The 21,507-nt window shown below is 73.5% G+C and carries 22 protein-coding genes; 8 read left to right on the top strand and 14 right to left on the bottom strand.

What is annotated here, in order from left to right; genetic code table 11:
• Positions 1-15 precede the first annotated feature (15 nt).
• Both ACIBCA_RS22005 and ACIBCA_RS22000 read left to right on the top strand, forming a co-directional pair.
• A complete protein-coding gene (locus ACIBCA_RS22005) occupies positions 16-1,269 on the top strand; it encodes a sensor histidine kinase (protein WP_396284741.1) in 1,254 nt (417 codons plus the stop codon).
• Positions 1,262-1,915 carry a response regulator gene (locus ACIBCA_RS22000; protein ID WP_396284633.1) on the top strand — a complete coding sequence of 218 codons (654 nt, stop codon included), beginning with the start codon at positions 1,262-1,264 and terminating at the stop codon, positions 1,913-1,915. The genes ACIBCA_RS22005 and ACIBCA_RS22000 overlap by 8 nt, the downstream gene beginning before the upstream one ends.
• Here ACIBCA_RS22000 and ACIBCA_RS21995 read toward each other — a convergent pair.
• A complete protein-coding gene (locus ACIBCA_RS21995) occupies positions 1,905-3,095 on the bottom strand; it encodes a methyltransferase (protein WP_396284632.1) in 1,191 nt (396 codons plus the stop codon). The genes ACIBCA_RS22000 and ACIBCA_RS21995 overlap by 11 nt on opposite strands.
• An 83-nt stretch (positions 3,096-3,178) precedes the next feature.
• On the opposite strand from ACIBCA_RS21995, the gene ACIBCA_RS21990 reads away from it, so the two are divergent.
• A complete protein-coding gene (locus tag ACIBCA_RS21990) occupies positions 3,179-3,580 on the top strand; it encodes a VOC family protein (protein WP_396284631.1) in 402 nt (133 codons plus the stop codon).
• A 42-nt stretch (positions 3,581-3,622) separates the two neighbouring features.
• Positions 3,623-3,997, top strand: a complete 375-nt coding sequence (locus ACIBCA_RS21985; protein ID WP_396284630.1) for an RNA-binding S4 domain-containing protein — start codon at positions 3,623-3,625, stop codon at positions 3,995-3,997.
• A 54-nt stretch (positions 3,998-4,051) separates the two neighbouring features.
• Here ACIBCA_RS21985 and ACIBCA_RS21980 read toward each other — a convergent pair whose 3' ends face one another.
• A complete protein-coding gene (locus ACIBCA_RS21980) occupies positions 4,052-4,930 on the bottom strand; it encodes an SAM-dependent methyltransferase (protein WP_396284629.1) in 879 nt (292 codons plus the stop codon).
• A 220-nt stretch (positions 4,931-5,150) separates the two neighbouring features.
• On the opposite strand from ACIBCA_RS21980, the gene ACIBCA_RS21975 reads away from it, so the two are divergent.
• Entirely contained in the window at positions 5,151-6,053 is a 903-nt protein-coding gene (locus ACIBCA_RS21975; RefSeq protein ID WP_396284628.1) for a polysaccharide deacetylase family protein, read from the top strand.
• Positions 6,054-6,088: 35 nt separating this feature from the next.
• Here ACIBCA_RS21975 and ACIBCA_RS21970 read toward each other — a convergent pair whose 3' ends face one another.
• Positions 6,089-6,907: an SDR family NAD(P)-dependent oxidoreductase gene (locus ACIBCA_RS21970; protein WP_396284627.1), complete on the bottom strand. Its 819-nt coding sequence runs from the start codon at positions 6,905-6,907 to the stop codon at positions 6,089-6,091.
• 315 nt (positions 6,908-7,222) lie between these two features.
• Here ACIBCA_RS21970 and ACIBCA_RS21965 point away from each other — a divergent pair, with 315 nt between their 5' ends.
• On the top strand, positions 7,223-8,092 hold the full coding sequence (locus ACIBCA_RS21965) for a 3-hydroxybutyryl-CoA dehydrogenase (RefSeq protein WP_396284626.1): 870 nt from the start codon (positions 7,223-7,225) through the stop codon (positions 8,090-8,092).
• A gap of 63 nt (positions 8,093-8,155) precedes the next feature.
• Here ACIBCA_RS21965 and ACIBCA_RS21960 read toward each other — a convergent pair whose 3' ends face one another.
• The 10 genes from ACIBCA_RS21960 to infC form a co-directional block, all read right to left on the bottom strand.
• Entirely contained in the window at positions 8,156-9,121 is a 966-nt protein-coding gene (locus ACIBCA_RS21960; RefSeq protein WP_396284625.1) for an ABC transporter permease subunit, read from the bottom strand.
• Complete coding sequence (locus ACIBCA_RS21955) at positions 9,118-10,041, bottom strand: ATP-binding cassette domain-containing protein (RefSeq protein ID WP_396284624.1); 924 nt, start codon at positions 10,039-10,041, stop codon at positions 9,118-9,120. Before ACIBCA_RS21955 ends, ACIBCA_RS21960 begins: the two co-directional genes overlap by 4 nt.
• Positions 10,041-10,478: a GntR family transcriptional regulator gene (locus ACIBCA_RS21950; RefSeq protein ID WP_396284623.1), complete on the bottom strand. Its 438-nt coding sequence runs from the start codon at positions 10,476-10,478 to the stop codon at positions 10,041-10,043. Before ACIBCA_RS21950 ends, ACIBCA_RS21955 begins: the two co-directional genes overlap by 1 nt.
• A 134-nt stretch (positions 10,479-10,612) precedes the next feature.
• Entirely contained in the window at positions 10,613-13,114 is a 2,502-nt protein-coding gene (gene pheT / locus ACIBCA_RS21945; protein ID WP_396284622.1) for a phenylalanine--tRNA ligase subunit beta, read from the bottom strand.
• Positions 13,114-14,235, bottom strand: a complete 1,122-nt coding sequence (pheS, locus tag ACIBCA_RS21940; protein ID WP_396284621.1) for a phenylalanine--tRNA ligase subunit alpha — start codon at positions 14,233-14,235, stop codon at positions 13,114-13,116. The genes pheT and pheS overlap by 1 nt, the downstream gene beginning before the upstream one ends.
• Positions 14,236-14,371: 136 nt before the next feature.
• Positions 14,372-15,475, bottom strand: coding sequence for an ATP-binding protein (locus ACIBCA_RS21935; RefSeq protein WP_396284620.1), 1,104 nt, complete (start codon positions 15,473-15,475; stop codon positions 14,372-14,374).
• A 206-nt stretch (positions 15,476-15,681) separates the two neighbouring features.
• Positions 15,682-16,548 carry a TrmH family RNA methyltransferase gene (locus ACIBCA_RS21930; protein WP_396284619.1) on the bottom strand — a complete coding sequence of 289 codons (867 nt, stop codon included), beginning with the start codon at positions 16,546-16,548 and terminating at the stop codon, positions 15,682-15,684.
• Between the two features lie 132 nt (positions 16,549-16,680).
• Positions 16,681-17,076 (bottom strand): 50S ribosomal protein L20, encoded by a 396-nt coding sequence (gene rplT, locus ACIBCA_RS21925; protein WP_030055649.1) that lies wholly within the window; start codon positions 17,074-17,076, stop codon positions 16,681-16,683.
• A 106-nt stretch (positions 17,077-17,182) separates the two neighbouring features.
• On the bottom strand, positions 17,183-17,377 hold the full coding sequence (rpmI, locus tag ACIBCA_RS21920; protein WP_396284618.1) for a 50S ribosomal protein L35: 195 nt from the start codon (positions 17,375-17,377) through the stop codon (positions 17,183-17,185).
• A gap of 136 nt (positions 17,378-17,513) precedes the next feature.
• Complete coding sequence (gene infC, locus ACIBCA_RS21915) at positions 17,514-18,272, bottom strand: translation initiation factor IF-3 (protein WP_396284740.1); 759 nt, start codon at positions 18,270-18,272, stop codon at positions 17,514-17,516.
• Positions 18,273-18,756: 484 nt separating this feature from the next.
• On the opposite strand from infC, the gene ACIBCA_RS21910 reads away from it, so the two are divergent.
• Positions 18,757-19,134, top strand: coding sequence for a DUF1844 domain-containing protein (locus tag ACIBCA_RS21910; protein WP_031074078.1), 378 nt, complete (start codon positions 18,757-18,759; stop codon positions 19,132-19,134).
• Positions 19,135-19,215: 81 nt separating this feature from the next.
• On the opposite strand, the gene ACIBCA_RS21905 is transcribed toward ACIBCA_RS21910, so the two are convergent.
• On the bottom strand, positions 19,216-19,989 hold the full coding sequence (locus ACIBCA_RS21905; protein WP_396284617.1) for an SseB family protein: 774 nt from the start codon (positions 19,987-19,989) through the stop codon (positions 19,216-19,218).
• 90 nt (positions 19,990-20,079) lie between these two features.
• On the opposite strand from ACIBCA_RS21905, the gene ACIBCA_RS21900 reads away from it, so the two are divergent.
• Positions 20,080-21,291, top strand: a complete 1,212-nt coding sequence (locus ACIBCA_RS21900) for an amino acid deaminase/aldolase (RefSeq protein WP_396284616.1) — start codon at positions 20,080-20,082, stop codon at positions 21,289-21,291.
• Positions 21,292-21,507: the final 216 nt, after the last annotated feature.

The following is a 21,507-nucleotide window of genomic DNA, read 5'->3' as shown; positions in this document are numbered from 1 at the left end:
GAATGGGGGACGGGGATGCAGGCCGGACGGGTGTCCAGCGCGGAGGAGCGCTGGGGGAAGTTCTTCCGCTGGGGCCCGTACGGTCTCCTCGCCCTCGCCGGCTCCATCAGCGCCGCCACCGCCCCCGTCCTGATGACGCGCGACGGCATGATCGCCGCCGGAGCCCTGCTCCTCCTCGCGCTCGGTCTGCAGCTGTGGTGGGGACGGCTGCGGCCCCGGCTGCCGGAGCACGCGCCGGCGGCGCGGGTCTACTACGTGCTGCGCACGGTGCTCGCCTTCGCCCTGAGCTGGCTGAACCCGCTGTTCTCGATCTTCGCGGTGATGGGCTACTTCGACGCCGTCCGGCTGCTGCCCCCGCGCCTGGCCAAGGCCGGGCTGCTCGCCACCGCCGTCACCCTGGCGGGTGCGCAGTCCGGCGGGCTGCCGCCGCGCTCGATGGGCGGCTGGCTGCTCTTCGGCGCGATCTTCGCCGTCCACGCGGCGCTGTCCACCATCTTCGGCAACCTCGGCGAGCGGGAGGCCGCGGAGGCCCGGGCCAAGGCCGCCACCATGGCCGAGCTGGAGCGCACCAACGCCCGGCTCGAACAGGCCCTCGCCGAGAACGCCGGCCTCCAGGCCCAACTGCTGCTCCAGGCACGGGAGGCGGGCGTGGACGAGGAGCGACGCCGCCTCGCCGCCGAGATCCACGACACCATCGCCCAGGGCCTCGCCGGGATCATCACCCAGCTCCAGGCCGTCTCCGCGGCCGAGGACGGGGACGTCGCCCACCGCCACCTCGAGCGGGCCCAGGCCCTGGCCCGGCAGAGCCTGGGCGAGGCCCGCCGCTCGGTGCACGGCCTCGGGCCCGGAGCGCTCGAACACGACGCGCTGGGCGAGGCGCTGCGCAAGACGGTGGCCGAGTGGTCCGAACGGGCCGGGGTGCGGGCCGAGTTCACCGTCACCGGCACCGCCGAACCGCTGCACGACGAGATCGAGGCCACGCTGCTGCGGATCGCCCAGGAGGCGCTGTCCAACGCCGCCCGGCACTCCAAGGCCGAGCGGGTCGGCGTCACCCTCTCCTACATGGACGGCGAGGTGACCCTCGACGTGCGCGACGACGGCTGCGGCTTCGACCCGCTCCACCTGCCCCCGCGCAGCGAGTCCGGCGGTTTCGGGCTCGGCGGGATGCGCGCCCGCGCCGAACGCCTCGCCGGGACGGTCGACCTGGAGTCGGAGCCCGGTGGGGGCACCGCGATCTCCGCCCGCGTACCGTTGGTGCGCCATGACTGACCTGACGATCACTCTCATCCTCGTCGACGACCACCCCGTGGTCCGCGACGGGCTGCGCGGCATGTTCGACTCCGCCCCCGACTTCCGCGTCCTGGGCGAGGCGTCCGACGGCGTCGAGGCCGTGGCACTCGCCGAACGGCTCGACCCCGACGTCGTGCTGATGGACCTGCGGATGCCCGGCGGCGGCGGGGTCGAGGCCATCGCCGAGCTCACCCGGCGCGGCGCCCGCAGCAAGGTGCTCGTGCTCACCACCTACGACACCGACTCCGACACCCTCCCGGCGATCGAGGCCGGCGCCACCGGGTACCTGCTCAAGGACGCACCCCGCGAGGAGCTGTTCACGGCGGTGCGCGCCGCCGCCGAGGGCCGTACCGTCCTCTCCCCCGCGGTCGCCTCCCGGCTGGTCTCCCGGGTGCGCACCCCGGCGACTCCCGCCCAGAGCCCGCTCAGCGCCCGCGAGCGCGAGGTGCTGGCGCTCGTCGCCCGGGGCACGGCGAACCGGGAGATCGCCCGGGCGCTGTTCATCAGCGAGGCGACGGTCAAGACCCATCTGACGCACCTGTACGCCAAGTTGGGCGTCAACGACCGCGCGGCGGCGGTGGCGGCCGGGTACGACCGGGGGATCCTGGGCGGCCCTACCGCCTGACGGCGCGCAGGACGACGAACTTCGGGTTGCCCGCGACCAGTTGGCAGTTGCCGAAGAGGCGGCGCAGCTTGACGTGGTAGCCCAGGTGCCGGTTGCCGACCACCCACAGCTCGCCGCCCTGGCGCAGCGCCCGCTTGGCGCCGGTGAACATCCGCCAGGCGGTGGCGTCGGTGGTCGCCTGGTGGCTGTGGAACGGCGGGTTGTTGAGCACCAGGTCCACCGAGGCGGGGGCGAACAGGGCCGGGTCGAGCGCGTCGGCGGCCAGGAACTCGGCCTTCGCCTCCGGGCCCAGGTTCGTACGGAAGGTCTCCTCGGCGGAGGCCACCGCCTGGTGCGACTCGTCCACGAACACCAGCTCCGCGCCCGGCCCGGCCAGCGCCGCCGCCGTACCGACCACGCCGTTGCCGCAGCCGAGGTCGACCACCCGGGCGCCCGGGGCGGGGGCGGGCAGGTGGGCGAGGAGGAACCGGGTGCCGATGTCGAGCTTCTCGGCGCAGAAGGTGCCCGCGTGGTTGACGACCGTACGGCCGGAGGCCGGGCCGATGTCCGGCGGCAGCGCGTAGCGGTGCGGCCACGGGCTGGGGCCGGGGGCGAGCGCCGGGTCGGGGGTGCAGACGATCAAGCGGGCCTTGCGGACGGCCAGCGAGGTGCGGGTCGGGCCGAGGATCCTCTCGAACAGCTGCAGCGTGGAGGTGTGGATCTCGGTGACCATGCCCGCGCCGAGGACCACCGTGCCCGGGTGGAGCGCCGGGGCGAGGCGGTGCAGCTGGTCCTCCAGGAGGGCCAGGCTCTTGGGGACGCGCACCAGCAGCACGTCGATCCGCTCGGGCGGGGTGTCGCGGGTGGTCAGCAGCCGCTGCTCCTCGACGGCGGCGCCGCGGCGGGCCAGGTTGGCCCTGGTCGCCTCCCGGCCGAGGTGGGAGTCGCTGATCTGGACGGGCCCGTACGGCGCCAGCGCGGTGGTCAGGGCGCCCCAGCGGTCGCCGAGGACGGCGATCCGGCGGCCCTCCAGCTCGACGGCCACGTCCTCCGCGCTGGGGCTCTCGCCCGCGAGGTGGCGCAGCAGGTACTCGTCGGCGGCGTCCCAGGCGCGCAGGCGCTCGCGCGGGTCCTGGGGGTGGCGGGTGAGGTCGAAGGTGCCCCACGGGGTGGTGAAAGCGGTGGTGATGTCGGGATTCATCGTGTTCTCAGGCTATCGGACGGGCACACGGGGAACGGTTCCGGCGGATACTGGAAGAGCCCGCCGCGAGAGGGGTGAGGGCGATGGACTGGAAGCTCGAAGTCGTGGTGGTCCCGGTGGCGGACGTCGGGCGCGCGAAAGCCTTCTACGAGGAACAGGCCGGGTTCACGGTCGACCACGACACCCGGCTGCGCGACGGCGTCCGGGTCGTCCAGTTGACCCCGCCGGGCTCGCCCTGCTCCATCGTGGTCGGCTCCGGCGTCATCGAGTCCCCGCCCGGCTCGGTGAAGGGCCTCCAGCTGGTGGTGGCCGACATCGAGAAGGCGCACGCCGAACTCACCGCGCGGGGCGTGGCCGTCAGCCCCGTCCAGCACTTCGAGGCCGGGGCCCGGGTCAACGGGCGCGGGGAGGCGTGGAACTCCTTCGTGTTCTTCAACGACCCGGACGGCAACGGCTGGGCCGTGCAGGAGGCCCCGGCGGCCTGAGAATTCCCGGGACCCTCCGCGAACGTCGCATAGGCTCCTGGGATGGCCGAAGACGAGGGAAACGTACGGGTGGACGCCTGGATCTGGTCCGTCCGGCTCGCCAAGACCCGCGCCCTGGCGGCGGCGGCCTGCCGCGCCGGGCACGTACGGGTCAACGGGGACCGGGCCAAGCCCGCGCAGGCGCTGCGCCCCGGGGACGAGGTGCGGGTCCGCGAGGAGGGCTACGAGCGGGTGGTGGTCGTGCGCAAGCTGATCCGCAAGCGCGTGGGCGCGGCCGTCGCCGCCGAGTGCCTGACCGACAACAGCCCGCCACGCCCGCCGCGCGAGTTCGCCCCCAAGATCGCCGAACGCGACCGCGGCGCCGGTCGGCCCACCAAGCGCGAACGCCGCGAGATCGACCAGCTGCGGCAGCGCTAGAGAACGGGATGGGCCGAGCGGGCGGGCGGCGGCGGGGCAGGGTGGTCGTCACGCCTACGGTTTGAAGGCGACGCCCGCGTAGGCGGAGACGTCCTGCCAGCCCTCGGGGAGTTCGGTGGTGCGGACGTGGCCGGGGGTGGGGCGCCAGAGGGGGAGCTGGACGAGGCCGGGGCCGGCGAACTCGAAGTCGCCGAAGAAGGGTTCGACGTCGCCGCGGGGGCGCAGGACGAGGGGGGAGCTGGCGCCCCGGTAGATGCGCACGCCCTCGGCGGTGCTCTCGCGGGAGGCGAAGTCCGGGCTGCCGTGGGAGAGGATCAGCACGCTGCCGGGCGCGAGGGCGTCGCGCAGGGTCTGCACGATGCTCTGCGCGCCCTCCTCGTCGCGGATGAAGTGCAGGACGGCGAGGAGCATCAGGGCGACGGGCCGGGAGAGGTCGACGGCGTCGCGCAGCATCGGGTGGCCGAGGATGGCCTCCGGCTCGCGCAGGTCGGCCTCGACGACGGCGGTGCGGCCCGCCGGGTGGGCGGCGACCCGGGCGCGGGCGTGGGTGGCGACGATCGGGTCGTTGTCGACGTACACGACGTGGGCGTCCGGGACGACGCGCCGGGCGACCTCGCTGGTGGAGCCGACCGCCGGTATGCCGGTGCCGATGTCGACGAACTGGCGGATGCCTCTTCCGGCGGCGAACTCCACCGCGCGGCCGAGGAACTGGCGGTTGGTGCGGGCCAGCAGCGGAAGGGCGGGGTAGGCGGCGATGGCGGCCTGGGCGGCCCGGCGGTCGGCCTCGAAGTTGTCCTTGCCGCCGAGGTAGTAGTCGTACATCCGCGCGGTGTGCGGGGTGCCGGTGTCGAGCTCGGTGGGCGGCTGCCAGTCGTCGACGCGCGCCCACTGCCAGTCGGTCACCTGATCGACGGCCGCCGTGTCCTCGTACATGCCGTTGGGCCCCCCTTGCTCGACGCCGTACGCCTTCACCGCCGCTCCACGCGCGACGCGCCGCGATCGTATCCATGGATTTCTCGTGGAAACAGCGGGAGTTCAGGTTTACGCAAGCCCGAAAAACAGGAGTGTGTGCACGTCAAAAAGGGTGCGGGCAATTCCGCCGGCCCCCCGCCCGGATCGCTCCGCCCTCCCACCGTCTCTATGCTGGCTGCCGATGAGCACCGACCGCCGCACCGTACTGCGCACCGCCGCCCGGCTCGCCGCCCTCACCGCCACCGGAGGGCTCCTCGCCGCCTGCGGCAGCGACGGGCACCGCCGGGCCGACCACGAGGCGCTCGCCGCGCACCCCGGCAGCGGCGACCCGTCGCACACCACCGACCCGGCCTGGAACGGCGCCGAGGGCCCGGCCTCCGCCGCGCCGACCGCCTCGCCCCAGCCCGCCGAGGAGACGCCGGCCGCCGCCGCACCGGCCACCGCGCCCCCGGCCCCGCCGGTGCTGACGCCGCTGGCGCCCGGCACCCCGGTGGAGGTGGTGTCCGGGCCGCGCACCAGCAGATTCGTGGCGCTCACCTTCCACGGCAGCGGCGACCCGAAGCTCGCCACCGCCCTGCTGACCGCCGCCGAGCAGCGCGGCGTCCAGCTGACGGTGATGGTGGTCGGCAGCTGGCTGGACCAGCAGCCGCAGATGGCCCGGCGCATCCTCGACGGGGGCCACGAGCTGGGCAACCACACCCAGAACCACCTCAACATCTCGGCGATGACCCCCGACCAGGCCCGCGCCGAGATCGCCCAGTGCGCGGACCGGCTGATGCGCCTGACCGGCTCGATCGGCCGCTGGTTCCGGCCCTCCGCCGCCCAGTACGCCACCCCGACGGTGCGCGACCAGGCCAGGGCGGTCGGCTACGAGCACGTGCTGTCCTTCGACGTGGACCCGCGCGACTACTCCGACCCGAGCGCCGCCGAGCTCCAGCGCCGGGTGCTCACCTCGGTGCGCGGCGGCTCGGTGGTGGCCCTGCACATGGGGCACCAGTGCACGATCGACGCGCTGCCGGGGATCCTGGACGGGCTCGGCAAGGCGGGGCTCCAGCCGGTGACCGCGAGCAAGCTCTGCGCCTGAGGGCCGGGGGCCGGGGGCCGGGGGCCGGGGGCCGGTCAGACCATCGGGTCGTCGTCCTTGTACGGCCGAAGCCGCAGCGTCCGGGCGTCGACGGCGCGGATCTCCTCCGCCCGGTTGACCAGTTCCTCCAGGTCGTCCCGCCCGGCGTGGATGAACCGCCCGTGCAGGCCGTCGAACCGGCCCCGGGCGGCGTCCACGGTGACGGCGACCATGTAGGGGACGGACCCCCAGGTCTTCATCCCCTCGAACATCGGCATCCCGGCGGTCATGTCGGTGGCCACCGCCCCGGGGCTGATGTCGAGCACGACCACGCCGTGCCCGGCCAGCGAGTCCGCCATGTTGTCGGACAGCTGCAGCAGCGCGCCCTTGGAGGTGGCGTACGCGGTGTAGTGGCCGTCCGGGCGCAGCGCGAATCCGGAGCTGAGGTTGACCACCCGGCCGCGCCCGCGCTGCACCATGCCGGGCAGGACGCAGCGCAGCAGGTTGTAGGGGCCGCGCAGGTTGGTCTCCATCACCTGCCACCACTGGTTGGCGTCGGTCTCCCAGATCGGCACCTCGGCGCGGTCGACCGTACCGGCGTTGTTGATCAGCAGGTCGACCGGCCCGAGGTCCCGCTCGACGACCCGTACGGCCTCGCGGACCGCTCCGATCCGGCAGACGTCGGCGGTGACGGCCACGCCCCGGGCGCCGTGCCTGACGCACTCCTTGAGCGTGTCGGTCAGCGTCTCGTGGGTACGGCCGACCAGGCCGACCGCCATGCCCTCGGCGGCCAGGCCGATGGCGATCTCCCGGCCGATGCCCCGGCCCGCGCCGGTGACCAGGGCGACCTGTCCTTGCAGCGATCCCGTCGGCACCCCGTGCTCCCTTCCCGTCCCCGGCCCCCGTCTGCGGCATTCTGACGGCCGCCGGGCGGCGCCGGGCGCGGTCACACGCGCCGGGCCCGCCGCCTCACTCCTTCGGGGGACTGCCGGGGGGCTGCGGGGGGACTGCCGGGGACTCGAGGGACGGTGGCACGGTGAAAGGGAGGGGGTGACCTACTGGCCGGTAGGGAGTAGTAACGTCGGGGGACGGTGCCCGGTGCACCACATCCGGCACACCGGCCCCCTGACCGGCGGCTCGCCGGGCCACCAGACGCTGGGCGACCCCCAGCACCACCGAAGGGCAACTGAGTGAGTGACATCGCGCGCGTCGGAGTGATCGGCTGCGGCCTGATGGGGTCGGGCATCGCCGAGGTGTTCGCCCGCGCCGGGCTGGACGTCCTGGTGTCGGAGGCCAGCGGTGAGGCCCTGGAGTTCGGCCGCACCCGGCTGACCAACTCCCTGGACACCGCGGTCAAGCGCGGCAAGCTGAGCCAGGAGGCGCGGGACGAGGCGCTGTCGCGGCTCTCCTTCACCACCGACCTCGCCGACTTCGCCGACCGCGACCTCGTCGTCGAGGCCGTCGCCGAGCGCGAGGACATCAAGATCCGGATCTTCGAGACCCTGGACAAGGTCGTCGAGCGCCGCGACGCGATCCTCGCCTCCAACACCTCCTCGATCCCGATCGTGAAGCTGGCCGCCGCCACCTCCCGCCCGGAGCAGGTCATCGGCCTGCACTTCTTCAACCCGGCGCCGGTGCAGAAGCTGGTCGAGGTCATCCCGACCCTCACCACCTCCGCCACCACCACCGAGCGCGTCGAGGCGTTCGCCACCCAGGTGCTCGCCAAGGAGCCGATCCGCGCCCGCGACCGCGCCGGCTTCGTCGTCAACGCCCTGCTCGTGCCCTACCTGCTCTCCGCGGTGCGGATGTTCGAGTCGGGCGTGGCCACCGCCTCCGACATCGACAAGGGCATGGAGGCCGGCTGCGCCCACCCGATGGGCCCGCTGCGCCTGTGCGACCTGATCGGCCTGGACACCATCGTCTCCATCGCCGAGAGCATGTACGACGAGTACAAGGAGCCGCTGTACGCCGCTCCCCCGCTGCTGTCCCGCATGGTCGACGCGGGCCTGCTGGGCCGCAAGTCCGGCCGCGGCTTCTACGACTACACCGCGACCGCCTGACGTACGGCGCACCACGCGCGAGGGGCCCGGGAGCTGATCGCCCCGGGCCCCTCGCCGTTCGGTTCAGACCGCCCGGCGGCGGACCCACCAGACGGCCACCGCGCAGAGTGCCACGGCCAGCAGGGTGGTCCAGCCGAACTCGATCCACTGGAAGGGCCAGTAGCGCTCGATCGGCTGGTAGCTCTCGTGCAGCGAGTAGCCGCCCTCGCTCACCAGCTTCTGGGCGCCGTAGTAGTCGCCCCCCAGGTCGTAGAACTGGCCGACACTGAGGTGCTTTCCCGCCGGGTCGGCGTACCAGATGCCTCCCTCCCACCGGTGATCGACGGTGGTCTGGGTGAGGGTGTGGATGGTGTCCTCCAGCGGCGCCATGTAGCCGAAGCGCAGGGACTGGGCCACCAGGCCGGTCACCACCGAGGCCGCCACACCGATCCCCACCGCCACCACCGTGCGCCGAAGCACCGCTCCGGCCAGCGCGGACACCGCGAACACCAGCAGCACCCGGCCCACCAGGGCGGGCGCGGCGCCCGAGAACGCCATCGCGTCGAACTCGCCCGAGTGCTGGACCATCGGGTCGATCCACCAGGTGTACACCAGGGCGGTCAGCGCCGTCGCGACGGCCAGGGCGAGGCCGACGACCGTCAGGGCACCCGTCGTCCACCGCGTCCGCCCGGCGCCCTGGGTCCAGGCGAAGCGCACCGTGCCGTGCTCGAACTCCCGGGCCAGCAGCGGCCCGCCGACGAAGGCCCCGAGCGCGCCGCCCAGGAAGAAGACGATGTTGCCGCCGACCATCAGCACGGTGCCGTCCTGGCGCAGGAAGCCCTTCCAGCGCTCGTTGCAGGCCCGCTGGGCCTCGTCGCAGCCGCCCGCCCCGGAGGCGGTGAAGTCGGCGTGCAGGAGGTACCCGCTGACGGCCAGCAGCAGCACCAGCCCGGCGGCGACGCACAGCAGGGTCCGCAGCGCGGGGCGGTGGCGCAGCCCGGCGGCCCGCAGGATGGCGGAGCGGGGCGGGGCGAGGGTGATCGAGCTCACGACAGGACCTTCTGGTTCGTACGGACCGCCCCGCGCGGGCCGGGCAGGGCGGAGGCAGTGGGCTCGCGCAGGTAGGCCAGCACCAACTCCTCCAGGCCGACGCGCTGTTGGCGCCAGTCGCCGGAGACGGGGGCGTCCACGCCGCCGGTGCGGACCAGGAGGTGGGACTGCCCGGCGGCGCGGCGGTCGCGCACGACGGGAAGCTTCTCGGCGAGGGCGTCGGCCTCGGCGGTGGGGCCGGTGAGCATCCGGTGTCCGCCGAGCAGGTCGTCGACCTCCCCGGCGACCTGCACCCGGCCGCCGCCGAGGACCACCAGGTAGTCGCAGCTCTGCTCCAGCTCGCTGACGGCGTGCGAGGAGAACACCACCGAGAGGCCGTCCTCGGCCACGGCGGTGAGCAGCACGGACATGAAGTCGTGCCGGGCGAGCGGGTCGAGCGCCGCCAACGGCTCGTCCAGCAGCAGGAGTTCGGGGCGCTTGGCGAGGGCCAGGGCGAGCGAGACCTGCGCCTGCTGGCCGCCGGAGAGGCGGCCGTACCTGCGGTCCATCGGGATGCCGAGGCCGTCCAGGTGGTCGAACGCCCGGGCGGCGTCCCAGCGGCGGTTGAGGTGGCGGCCCAGGGCGAGCAGGTCCCGCACGCGCAGGCCGGGATAGAGAGAGGCGTTCTGGGCGACGAATCCGATGCGGTCCAACGCCTGCGGAGATCCGGGGAGTTGGTCGCCGAGGACGGTCATCGCCCCCTCGCTCGGCAGGGTGAGGCCGGCGGCCAGGCCGAGCAGGGTGGTCTTTCCGGCGCCGTTGGGTCCGACCAGGCCCACCACGTGCCCGGCGGGCACGGCCAGGTGGCAGTCCTTCAGCGCCCAGGAGCGGCGGTAGCGCTTGCCGATCCCGCCGCAGTCGATCACCGTGTCCCCCGCCATCAGGCCACCACCCCGTCGCGTCCCTCGCGCAGGTCGCGCAGCGCGTCCTCGAACACGGCGACCATCCCCCCTTCGTCCAGCCCGGCGGCCCGCGCCGAGCGCATCCAGTCCAGCAGTCCCCGCCGCAGCTCGGCCCGTTCGCGCAGCGGCACCACTCCGGCGGGCAGCCCGCGCACGAAGGTGCCCTGGCCGCGGCGGCCGGCGGCCAGGCCCCGGTGTTCCAGTTCGCGGTACGCCTTGAGCACGGTGTTGGGGTTGATCGCCAGCGCGGCGACCGCCTCGCGCACCCGGGGCAACCGGTCCCCCTCCTTCAACCAGCCCATCCGCAGCGCCTGTTCGACCTGCTGCACGAGCTGCAGGTAGGTCGGGACGCCGGAGGCCGGGTCCAGGCGGAACTCGATGGGAGAGGGCTGGTCAGAGGCTTTATCTACTTCCATAGTGAAAGATATAAAGGATCGAATGACGTGACGTCAACCCGGACGACTCTTCGGACGACTCTCCGGACAACGCGAAGGGCCCCGCCCGGACCGGGAATCGGTCCGAACGGGGCCCCAGGGCCCTACGGCAGCGCTCAGGCGCCGCGCAGCACCGCGCCCGTACGGGCCACGGCCTCGGCGACGGCCGCCTCGCGGGCGGCGGTGGCCTCGTCGGCCGTCAGCGTGCGGTCGGCGGCGCGGAAGCGCAGCGCGTACGCCAGCGACTTCTTGCCCTCGCCGACCTGCTCGCCGGTGAACACGTCGAACAGCCGGATGGCCTCCAGCAGTTCGCCCGCGCCCGAGCGCAGCGCGCCCTCGACCTCGGCGGCCGGGACGGCGGTGTCGACGATCAGCGCGACGTCCTGGGTGGCCACCGGGAAGCCGGAGACCGCCGGACCGCTGACCTTCTCGGCGCCGTCGGCCGTCAGCAGGTCGATGTCGATCTCCATCGCGGCGGTCCGGGCCGGCAGCCCGAGCGCCTTGACCACGCGCGGGTGCAGCTCGCCCGCGTGCCCGACCAGCCGGTCGGTGCCGGCCACGCGCAGCGCGGCGCAGCGGCCCGGGTGCCAGGGCATGTGCTGGTCCTGGCTGACGGCCAGCTCGACACCGGCGGCGCGGGCCACCGTGCGGGCGGCCTCGACCGCGTCCGCCCAGGAAGCCTGGTCGCCCTTGCCCCACCAGCCCGACGGCAGCCGCTCGCCCGCGAGGGCGACGGCCACGCGGCGCGGCTGGTCCGGCAGCGCGGCGTCCAGCGCGGCCAGCTCCTCGTCGCTGGGCCGGTGGTCGACGCCGGGGCGCGGGGCCACGCTCAGCTCGTCCTTGGGCCGGAAGACGGTGCCGGTCTCGTAGATCGCCAGGTCGGTGTTGCCCCGGCCGACGTTGCGGCGCAGCGCGCCGAGCAGGCCCGGCAGCAGCGTGGTGCGCAGCGCCGGCTCCTCGTCGTTGAGCGGGTTGACCAGCTTGACCGTACGGCGGCGGCGGTCGTCCGGCTCCAGGCCGAGCGCCTCGAAGGCGGCCTCGCCGAGGAACGGGTAGTTGTTGACCTCGACGTAGCCGGCCCCGGCCAGCGCCACGCCGATGCGGCGGTGGACGCGCTGGGCCTCGGTCAGGCCCTTGCCCGGCGGCACGTTCGGCATCCGGGCGGGGACGTTGTCGTAGCCCTCGAGCCGGATGACCTCCTCCGCGAGGTCGAACGGGTCGGTGAGGTCGGGCCGCCAGGTCGGCGGGGTGACCTCCAGGACGTCGGCGCCCGCGACGGAGCAGCCGATCTCCTGCAGGCGCCGGGTGACGGTCTCGCGGCCGTACCCGGTGCCGGCGACGCGGTCGGGCAGGTCGGCGGCGATGGTGATGGTGCGCACCGGGTGCGGGGCCGCGATGTCGGTGACCCCGGCCTCGGCGGTGCCGCCGGCGATCAGCACCAGCAGGTCGACGGCGCGCTGCGCGGCGGCGCGGGCGGCCTCGGGGTCGACGCCGCGCTCGAAGCGCTTGGACGCCTCGGAGGGCAGCTTGTGGCGCTTGGCGCTGCGGGCGATGGCGACGGCGTCGAAGTGCGCGGCCTCGATGATCACCTCGGTGGTGCCCGGGCCTGCGGCCGGGTCGAGGATCTCGGTGGAGGCGCCGCCCATGACGCCGGCCAGGCCGATCGGGCCGCTGTTGTCGCAGATCAGCAGGTCCTCGACGGACAGCTCGCGCTTGACGCCGTCCAGCGTGGTCAGGGTCTCGCCCTGCTCCGCGCGGCGCACCACGATCGGGCCGTCCACGCGCTGCTTGTCGTAGGCGTGCAGCGGCTGGCCGACCTCGAGCATCACGTAGTTGGTGATGTCGACGGTCAGCGAGATCGGGCGGATGCCCGACTTCTGGAGCCGGCGCTGCAGCCAGATCGGGGACTTGGCGGTCGGGTCGACGCCGACGACCGTACGGGCGACGAAGCGGTCGCAGCCGGCCGGGTCGTTGACCTTGACCAGGTAGCCGAAGGAGTTCGCCGGCGGCACGTCCAGCAGCGCCGGGTCGGCCAGCGGCAGCCCGTACGCGGCGGCGGCCTCGCGGGCCACGCCGCGCATGGACAGGCAGTAGCCGCGGTCCGGGGTGACGGCGATGTCGAGCACGTCGTCGACCAGCTGGAGCAGCTCGATGGCGTCGGTGCCGGGCTCGAACTCCGGCGGCAGCACGATGATGCCGTCGTGGTCGTCGCCCATGCCCAGCTCGCGGGCGGAGCAGATCATGCCGGCCGAGGTGTGGCCGTACGTCTGGCGGGCCGCGATCGGGAACGGGCCGGGCAGTACGGCGCCCGGGAGCACGACGACGACCTTGTCGCCGACGGCGAAGTTGCGCGCGCCGCAGACGATCTCCTGCGGCTCGCCGGTGCCGTTGGCGGTGCCGACGTTGACGAAGCAGTGGCGGATCGGCTTCTTGAAGCCGGACAGCTCCTCGATGGAGAGCACCTCGCCGACCACCAGCGGGCCCTGGAGGTCCCCGCCGAGGCGCTCGACGGTCTCGACCTCCAGGCCGGCCCGGACCAGGCGCTCGGCGACGTCACGGCCGGTCTCGCCGGCCGGCAGATCGACGTACTCGCGCAGCCAGGAAAGCGGGACGCGCATCAGATCTCCATCCCGAAGGGGAGCGTGAAGCGCACGTCGCCCTCGACCATGTCGCGCATGTCGGCGACGTTGTGACGGTTCATCAGGATCCGCTCCAGGCCCAGGCCGAAGGCGAACCCGCTGTAGCGGTTCGGGTCCACCCCGCAGGCCACCAGCACGCGCGGGTTGACCACGCCGCAGCCGCCGAGCTCGATCCAGCCCTCGGAGGAGCAGGTGCGGCACGGGCGGTCCGGGTTGCCGACGCTCTCGCCGCGGCACACGAAGCACTGCAGGTCGATCTCGGCGCTCGGCTCGGTGAACGGGAAGTACGAGGGGCGCCAGCGCAGTTCGAGACCGGTGCCGATCAGCTTCTCGACCAGCACCTCGATGGTGCCCTTGAGGTCGGCGAAGGTGATGCCCTCGTCGACGGCGAGGCCCTCGACCTGGCGGAACACCGGGGTGTGGGTGGCGTCCAGCTCGTCGGTGCGGTAGACGCGGCCCGGGCAGACGACGTACACGGGCGGCTCGCGGTCGAGCAGGGTGCGGGCCTGGACCGGGGAGGTCTGGGTGCGCAGCACCACGCCGGAGTCGGCGGAGCCGTCCGGGGCCTGGACGAAGAACGTGTCCTGCATCGAGCGGGCCGGGTGGTCCGGGCCCAGGTTGAGGGCGTCGAAGTTGAGCCACTCCGCCTCGACCTCGGGGCCCTCGGCGACCTGGTAGCCCATGGCCACGAAGGTGTCCTCGATGCGCTCGGCCAGGGTGGTCAGCGGGTGCCGGGCGCCGCGCGGGGCGCGGTCGTACGGCAGCGTGACGTCCACCGCCTCCTCGACCAGCACGCGGGCGTCGCGCTCCGCCTCCAGCTCGGCCTGGCGCTTGGCCAGCGCCTGGTTGACGGCGCCGCGCGCCTGGCCGATCAGCTTGCCCGCGGCGGCCTTGGCGTGCGGGGGCAGGGCGCCGATCTCGCGGTTGGCGAGGGAGAGCGCGGAACGGTCGCCGGTGTGGGCGACCTTGGCCTGCTTCAGCTCGTCCAGGCTGCCGGCGGCGGCGAAGGCGGCGATCGCCTCGTCCCGCGCCTGCTCCACCACCTCGGGCTTGAGGGCCTCGACCTCGACCGGGTCGTACGACTTGTTGGGTGCCGACATCTCTATCTTCCCGTGCTCCCTGCTCGTCCGTGCTCAGGTGTGTGGGCCAACGCCAAAGGTCGAGTGTAGTCGCAGCCCGTGGCGCGGCTTCCGCGGAGCCCGCCGGGCGTGACCTCGGAACATGCTCGCGAACTCGCTAGAGCATGAAGTCCGGGATGCCGGCGGGCAGGACGAACCGGAACCGGGCCCCGCCGCCGGGGGCGCGGTCGACCCGGATCGAACCGCCGTGGGCCTCGACGATGCCCTTGACGATGTAGAGGCCCAGGCCCGTCCCGCCCCGCTTGGAGCCGCGCCAGAAGCGCGTGAAGACGCGCGGCATGGACTCCTCGGGGATTCCGCTGCCCTCGTCGCTCACGGTGACCGCTGTGCCTTCCACGATGCGGGGAGGGGTGCCGGGGCGCTCCCACGCGGGGGCCTCGACGACCTCCTTGGCCGGTGCCACCTCGATGGTGACGGTTCCCTCGCCGTGACGCACCGCGTTCTCCAGCAGGTTGGCGAGCACCTGGTCCAGTTTGTCCGGGTCCGCCCAGAGGACGGTGAGCGGCTCGGTGATCCGTACGTCGAAACGGTCCTCGGCGATGCCGGTGGCCACCGTCCGCTCCACGTGCCGGCGCACCGCCGCCGCCACGTCCACGACCTGCTTGCGCAGCTCCAGCCGGCCCGCGTCGATCCGGGAGATGTCCAGCAGCTCCGCGATCAGCCGGGTGACCCGGTCGGCGTCCGCGTCGACCGTCTCCAGCATCAGCCGCTTCTGCCCGTCCGTGAACCGCTCCCACTTGGCCAGCAGCGTCGCCGTGAAGCCCTTGACGCTGGTCAGCGGGGAGCGCAGCTCGTGCGCGACGGTGGCGATCAGCTCGGCGTGGCTGCGCTCGGTGCGCCGCCGCTCCTCGGTGCCGCGCAGGGCGATCACCAGCCGCCGCAGCGGCCCGCCGGGCTCGTCGCGGACGTACCGGGCGGTGACCAGCACCTCGCGCCCGCCCGGCAGCAGCAGGTTGCGCTCCGGCTGCCGGGTGCGGATGGCCAGCCCCCCGTACGGATCCGTCAGCTGCCACCAGCGGCGCCCGTCGAGGTCCTCCAGCGGGAGGACCTCCTCCAGCAGCCCGCCCAGCGCCGCCTCCGGGGGCACGCCGGTCAGCGCGGCCGCGGCCCGGTTGAAGCGGACCACGCGGCCGTCCGCGTCGGCGACCACCAGGCCGTCGGGCAGGTCGTCCGGGTCCAGCTCAGGCCCGCTGCCGACCATGGGTGTCCTCCCCGATTACCCACCGTGCCGTTCCCCCCACGGAGGCGACCCTAGCGCCTCGCAGGCCCCGACAGTAGGGCCTGCGGTGGGGATCACCGGCGCGTCGCGGGGCGTGTCGCGCGTTCGCGCCGGGTGCGGCGTACCCCGCGCGCCGCCCGCGGACGTCAGGCCGGTGTCAGGCCGACGTCATCCTGAGCCGTCGGGGCTCAGGCCCCGGCCCGGCAGCCGCCCGGGGAACGCTGGGCCCGGGCGGAGGCGTACAGGCAGACGGCCGCCGCGGTGGCCAGGTTGAGGCTCTCGGCGTGGCCGTGGATCGGCACCCGCACCACCTCGTCGGTCAGCGCGCGAGTCTCTTCCGGGAGCCCCCACGCCTCGTTGCCGAACACCCACGCGCCCGGCGCACCCAGGGTGCCCTCGTCGAGCTCCTGATCCAGGTCGCGCTCCCCCGCGCCGTCCGCAGCGAGCACCCGTACGCCCGCCTCGCGCAGCTTTCCGACCGCCTCCTCCACGGGCACGCCGACCGCCACCGGGAGGTGGAACAGGCTGCCCACGGAGGCCCGGACGGCCTTGGGGTTGTAGAGGTCCACGGAGGCGTCGGTGAGCACCACGGCGTCCGCGCCGGCCGCGTCGGCCGTACGGAGCACGGTGCCCGCGTTGCCGGGGTCGCGCACGTGCGCCAGCACGGCGACCAGCTTGGGGCGGGCCTTGAGCACCTCCGCGAAGGGGGTGTCGATGAAGCGGCACAGCGCCACGATGCCCTGCGGGGTCACGGTGTCGCAGATGCCGGCCACGACCTCGTCGGTGGCCGTCAGCACCGGCAGCCCCTCGTCCAGGGCCGCCTCGACGATGCCGGCGTGCCGCTCGGCGGCCTCCTGGGTGACGTAGACCTCGACCACGGCGTGGTCCTCCGTACCCGGCAGCCTGCCGAAGGCGACGGCCTCCCGGACGGCCTGCGGGCCCTCGGCCAGGAAGCGGCGCTCCTTGGTGCGCTGGTTCCGCTTGGCGAGCCGGCGGGCCGCGACGACGCGCGGCGAGCGCAGGGAGGTCAGCAGGGGGGTGTCGGTGCTCGGCATGGTCTCGTTCTCTAGGACCTGTGGGACGAAAGCGAGGGACGGAAGCGAAGGACGAAAGCGAAGGACGAAAGCAGAACCGGACCCGCAGGCGAGCCTGCGGGTCCGGTCGGAAGCTCAACCGATCTCGGAAGATCAGGCGGCGTCGGCGGCGGCCTTCGGGGCGTTCACGTCGGCCGGCAGCGCCTTCTGGGCGACCTCGACCAGGGAGGCGAACGCACCCGGGTCGTTGACGGCCAGGTCGGCGAGCATCTTGCGGTCGATCTCGACGCTGGCGGCCTTCAGGCCCTGCACGAAGCGGTTGTAGGTGATGCCGTTGGCACGGGCCGCAGCGTTGATGCGCTGGATCCACAGCTGACGGAAGTCGCCCTTGCGCTTCTTGCGGTCGTTGAAGTTGTAGACCAGCGAGTGGGTGACCTGCTCCTTGGCCTTGCGGTACAGGCGCGAACGCTGGCCACGGTAGCCGCTGGCGCGCTCCAGGATGACCCGGCGCTTCTTGTGGGCGTTGACTGCCCGCTTGACGCGTGCCACTTCATTACTCCTTGGGTTGGACCACGGACTACTTCACGTGGTCCGTCATTCGAATGGGTCGGGAAGGATCAGCTGCCCCGCACGGCTCGCGCCGGGCGGGAGGCGATCACTTGCCGAGAAGCTTCTTGATCTTCTTGGCGTCGCCGGGGGCCAGCTCGATCGTGCCGGCCAGCTTGCGGGTCAGCGTGGAGGGCTTGTGCTCCAGGAGGTGGCGGCGGCCGGCGCGCTCGCGCAGCACCTTGCCAGAGCCAGTGATCTTGAAGCGCTTGCTGGCGCCGCTGTGCGTCTTCTGCTTCGGCATTTCGCCGTATCTCCTCGTCGGTCCCGTCCGCGCCCGCGCGACCTGGGCCGCGCGGGCGTGAACTGGATGGATCTGTGATGACCGGGCGGGACGCCCTGTCACCCTGTGGCCGATCCCCGGGCACGAGCCTCGCGGCTCAGGCGCCCTGGGGGGCGGCCGGCTGCTCGACCGGAGCCTCGGCCACGGGGGCCTCGGCCTCGGCCGGGGCGTCCAGCGCCTCGGTCTCGACGTCGTCGGCCTCGACGTCGTCGGTCTCGGCGACGTCGATGTCCGCCTCAAGGTCGACGTCGATGTCCGCGTCGTCCTCGGGGCCGGTGGTGCGGCCCTGGCGCTCGGCCTTGCGAGCGTCCGCGAGGGCGCGGGCCTCGGCCATCGCCTCGGTCTTCTTCTTGTGCGGGCCGAGAACCATGATCATGTTCCGGCCGTCCTGCTTCGGCGACGACTCGACGAAGCCCAGCTCCTGGACATCGTCGGCGAGACGCTGCAGCAGGCGGAAACCCAGCTCGGGACGGGACTGCTCACGACCACGGAACATGATCGTGATCTTGACCTTGTCGCCCATCTTGAGGAACCGGACGACGTGACCCTTCTTGGTGTCATAGTCGTGCGGGTCGATCTTCGGCCGGAGCTTCATCTCCTTGATGACCGTGTGCGCCTGGTTCTTGCGCGCCTCACGGGCCTTCATGGCCGACTCGTACTTGAACTTGCCGTAGTCCATGAGCTTGCACACCGGCGGCCGGGCGGTCGCCGCGACCTCGACCAGGTCGAGGTCGTACTCCTGCGCAAGCTCCAGCGCCTTGGCAAGCGGCACGATGCCGACCTGCTCGCCGCTGGGACCGACGAGTCGCACCTCCGGGACGCGAATCCGGTCGTTGATGCGGGGCTCGGTGCTGATGGGGCCTCCTCGGTTGCACCTTCTGCGATGCGGCCGTCGGACGGCGGTCGCACGTAGTGGACTCGACCACTGGGCAGGGCTTCATTCGTGTTTCGCTGCCCGGCACCTTCCGGCACCGTGTGCACCGCGACACGAAAAAAGCCCCGCTCGGTACAAGCGGGGCTCCACACAATCCGGGGGCGGCACCCGGTGAGGGGCGCTGCGGGCGACTCGGCACCGTGGCGCCCGTCGCGGACCGGGACCCGTCGACCCTGAGGCCGACAAGGTGGGAGACTTTCGCGGTTGCCCTCTCGGGCCTCCTCGGTGGAGCCTCCACTTGCTGGCCAGGTGCCCTTGCGGGCTCCCGGCCGGTCAGTCTCGAAGCATACAGCGCCGGGCGGTCGAACGCTATTCCGCCCCTCGCGCACTGCCTTTCCTTCGCTTTCCGGGGCCCTTGTAGGCTCCCTCCGTACCCACCTTCACGGCACGACGGAACGAGCCCCCCTTGAGCAGCGAGCCCACCCAGAACCCCGCCGCGGACGACGACGCCATCGGCTTCGACGACCTCACCCGGGACATCGCCGAGGTCCCGGCCGTCGAGGTGATCACCACCGTCGCGGTGCACCTGATGAGCGCCGCGGCCGTCAAGTGCGGTCTCGCCGAGGGCGGCGAGAAGGACAAGGACCTGGACGAGGCCCGCAAGCTCATCACCGCCCTGGCCGGGCTCGTCACCGCCGGCGCCCCGGAGATCAGCAACTTCCACGCCGCGCCGCTGCGCGACGGGCTGCGGTCGCTGCAGCTGGCGTTCCGCGAGGCCTCGCTGGTGCCGGACGCGCCGGGCGCGGGGCCGGGCGAGAAGTTCACGGGGCCGGTCTACTCCTGATCCCCGTACCGACCTCGTACGGGAAGGGGCGCGTGTCGAGCCGGCACGCGCCCCTTCCGCGTCTCAGCGCTTGTCCGGCCTTCAGCGCTTGTACAGCGGCTCGCCCGGCAGCTCGGCACCGGCCGGGAGCACCGCGAGGTCGAGGCCCCGGTCCAGCCGCACCCGCAGCACCGGGTCCGCCGCCACGGCCTGCCCGACGCGCTGGGCCGCCGCCTGGAGCCCCTGCTGGTCCAGCGCCGGGTCGAACACCACGGCGAGCACCCCGTCCGACCCCTCCGAGGGCGCCAGCAGGGCGGTGACCACCTGCGGCTCGGCGGCCAGCAGCGCCCGTACGGCCTCGCGGACCTCCGGGTCGGCCGCCGGCGGCAGGTAGGGGCGGTTCTCGGCGAGGGCGCGCAGCCGGGCCCCGGCGAGCAGGAAGGTCACCGGGCCGGCCGGGTCGATCAGCAGGGTGTCCGCGCGCTCGGAGAAGGCGACCATCGCGGCCTGCGGGGCCGCCGTCGGCGCCGGGCGGGCGTCGGCGCGCCAGCGGGCGAGCGTCTCGAGTGAGGTGAAGGCGGGCAGGGCGCGGCGCCCGTCCGGGGCCTCCAGCACGGGGACGGCCATGTCGCTGGACTTGTCGTGCTTGTGGCCGTGCTCGTCCACCTCGACCTCGCCGAGGATCGCGACGATCGGCACCATCAGCCGGGTCGGGGTCAGCGCGGCCAGCACCTCGGGCTCGGCGGAGCGGTCCTGCGACCAGCGGGCGAGGGCGGCGGCCAGGGCGGGGTCGGCGCTGCCGTCGTCCTCGGAGAATCCGGGGTTCGGGATGCTCTTGCCGGCGAACGCCGGGTTGGAGAAGTCTTTGCGGTCCACCGGCCGACCGTATGCCAGAACACCCCCTTCGAGGTATTCCGGCGCTCGCACCCCCTACCCACCGGTAGCGCGGTGTGGCAGCCTGCGCGCATGGCTCTGCTCGACGCACCCGCCCCGGTCTCCGATCGCCTCCGCTACGACCGGGCCACCGCTCATCTGGACGGGCCGGTGGCCGTCGTCGACCTCGCCGCGTTCGACGCCAACGCCGCCGACCTGGTGCGCCGGGCGGGCGGGAAGCCGATCCGGGTGGCCAGCAAGTCGCTGCGCTGCCGGGCGCTGCTGGAGCGGGCGCTGGCGGTGGAGGGCTTCGCCGGGGTGATGAGCTTCACCCTGGACGAGTCGATCTGGCTGGTCCGTACGGGCCTGCGCGACGTACTGCTCGCCTACCCCTCCGCCGACCGCGCCGGGTACGCCGCGCTGACCGCCGATCCGGAACTGGCGCGCGAGATCACCGTCGTCCTGGACGACCCCGCCCAGCTGGACCTGATCGACAAGGCCCGGGCCGGCGACGCCGAGGTGCGGGTCTGCCTGGAGCTGGACACCGCCCTGCACCTGCTGGGCGGCCGCGTCCGGGTGGGCGCCCGGCGCTCGCCGCTGCGCACCCCCGAGGACCTGGAGGCGTTCGCCGAGCTCGTCCAGCGCCGCCGGGGCTTCCGGGTGGTGGGCCTGATGGCGTACGAGGGGCACGTGGCCGGGGTGGGCGACCGGGTGCCGGGGCGGCCGGTGTACTCGCGGGTGATCCGGCTGATGCAGGACCGGGCGCGGGCCGAACTGGCCGGGCGGCGGGCCGAGGTGGTGCGGCGGCTGCGGCGGGTGGCCGAGCTGGAGTTCGTCAACGGCGGCGGCACCGGCAGTGTGGAGTCCACCGCGGCCGAGCGGGCCGTCACCGAGGTGGCCGCCGGTTCCGGGCTGTACGTGCCGCGGCTCTTCGACAACTACCGTGCGTTCCAGGGCCGTCCGGCCGCGCTGTTCGGCCAGCCGGTGGTGCGCCGGCCCGACGTGGGCGTGGTGACGGTGCTCGGCGGCGGGTACCCCGCCTCGGGCGCGGCCGGGCCGGACCGCTCGCCGGTACCGTACCTGCCGGCGGGCCTGCGCTACGACCCGATGGAGGGCGCCGGCGAGGTGCAGACCCCGCTGCTGGGCGCGGCGGCGGACGACCTGCTGATCGGCGACCGGGTCTGGTTCCGCCACGCCAAGGCGGGCGAACTGTGCGAGCGCTTCGGCGAGTTGCACCTGATCGAGGGCGCGGAGGTCGTCGAGACCGTTCCGACGTACCGGGGCGAGGGGCGGACGTTCCTCTGATCCGGACGTTCCTCTGACCCGGACGTCCCTCTGGCCCGGACGTCCCTCCAGCCCGGCGCGAGCCTTTCGGGAGCCTTAAGCGGGCCCGATGGAACACCTAACCCCGTAGTCCCGTCGGGCCTTTGCGCTGCTCACGGGCCGACAGGTCGTCAAAAGTCGTCAACGTCGGGCCTATTGCCATCTGGTCCAGACCAATCCTACGCTTCGGCCGGGAGC

Origin of the sequence: Kitasatospora sp. NPDC051170 (assembly GCF_044455705.1) — a bacterium.
Taxonomy (GTDB): domain Bacteria; phylum Actinomycetota; class Actinomycetes; order Streptomycetales; family Streptomycetaceae; genus Kitasatospora.
The sequence above is the reverse complement of the archived record's forward strand: the minus strand, read 5'-3'. Positions and strand labels throughout refer to the sequence as shown.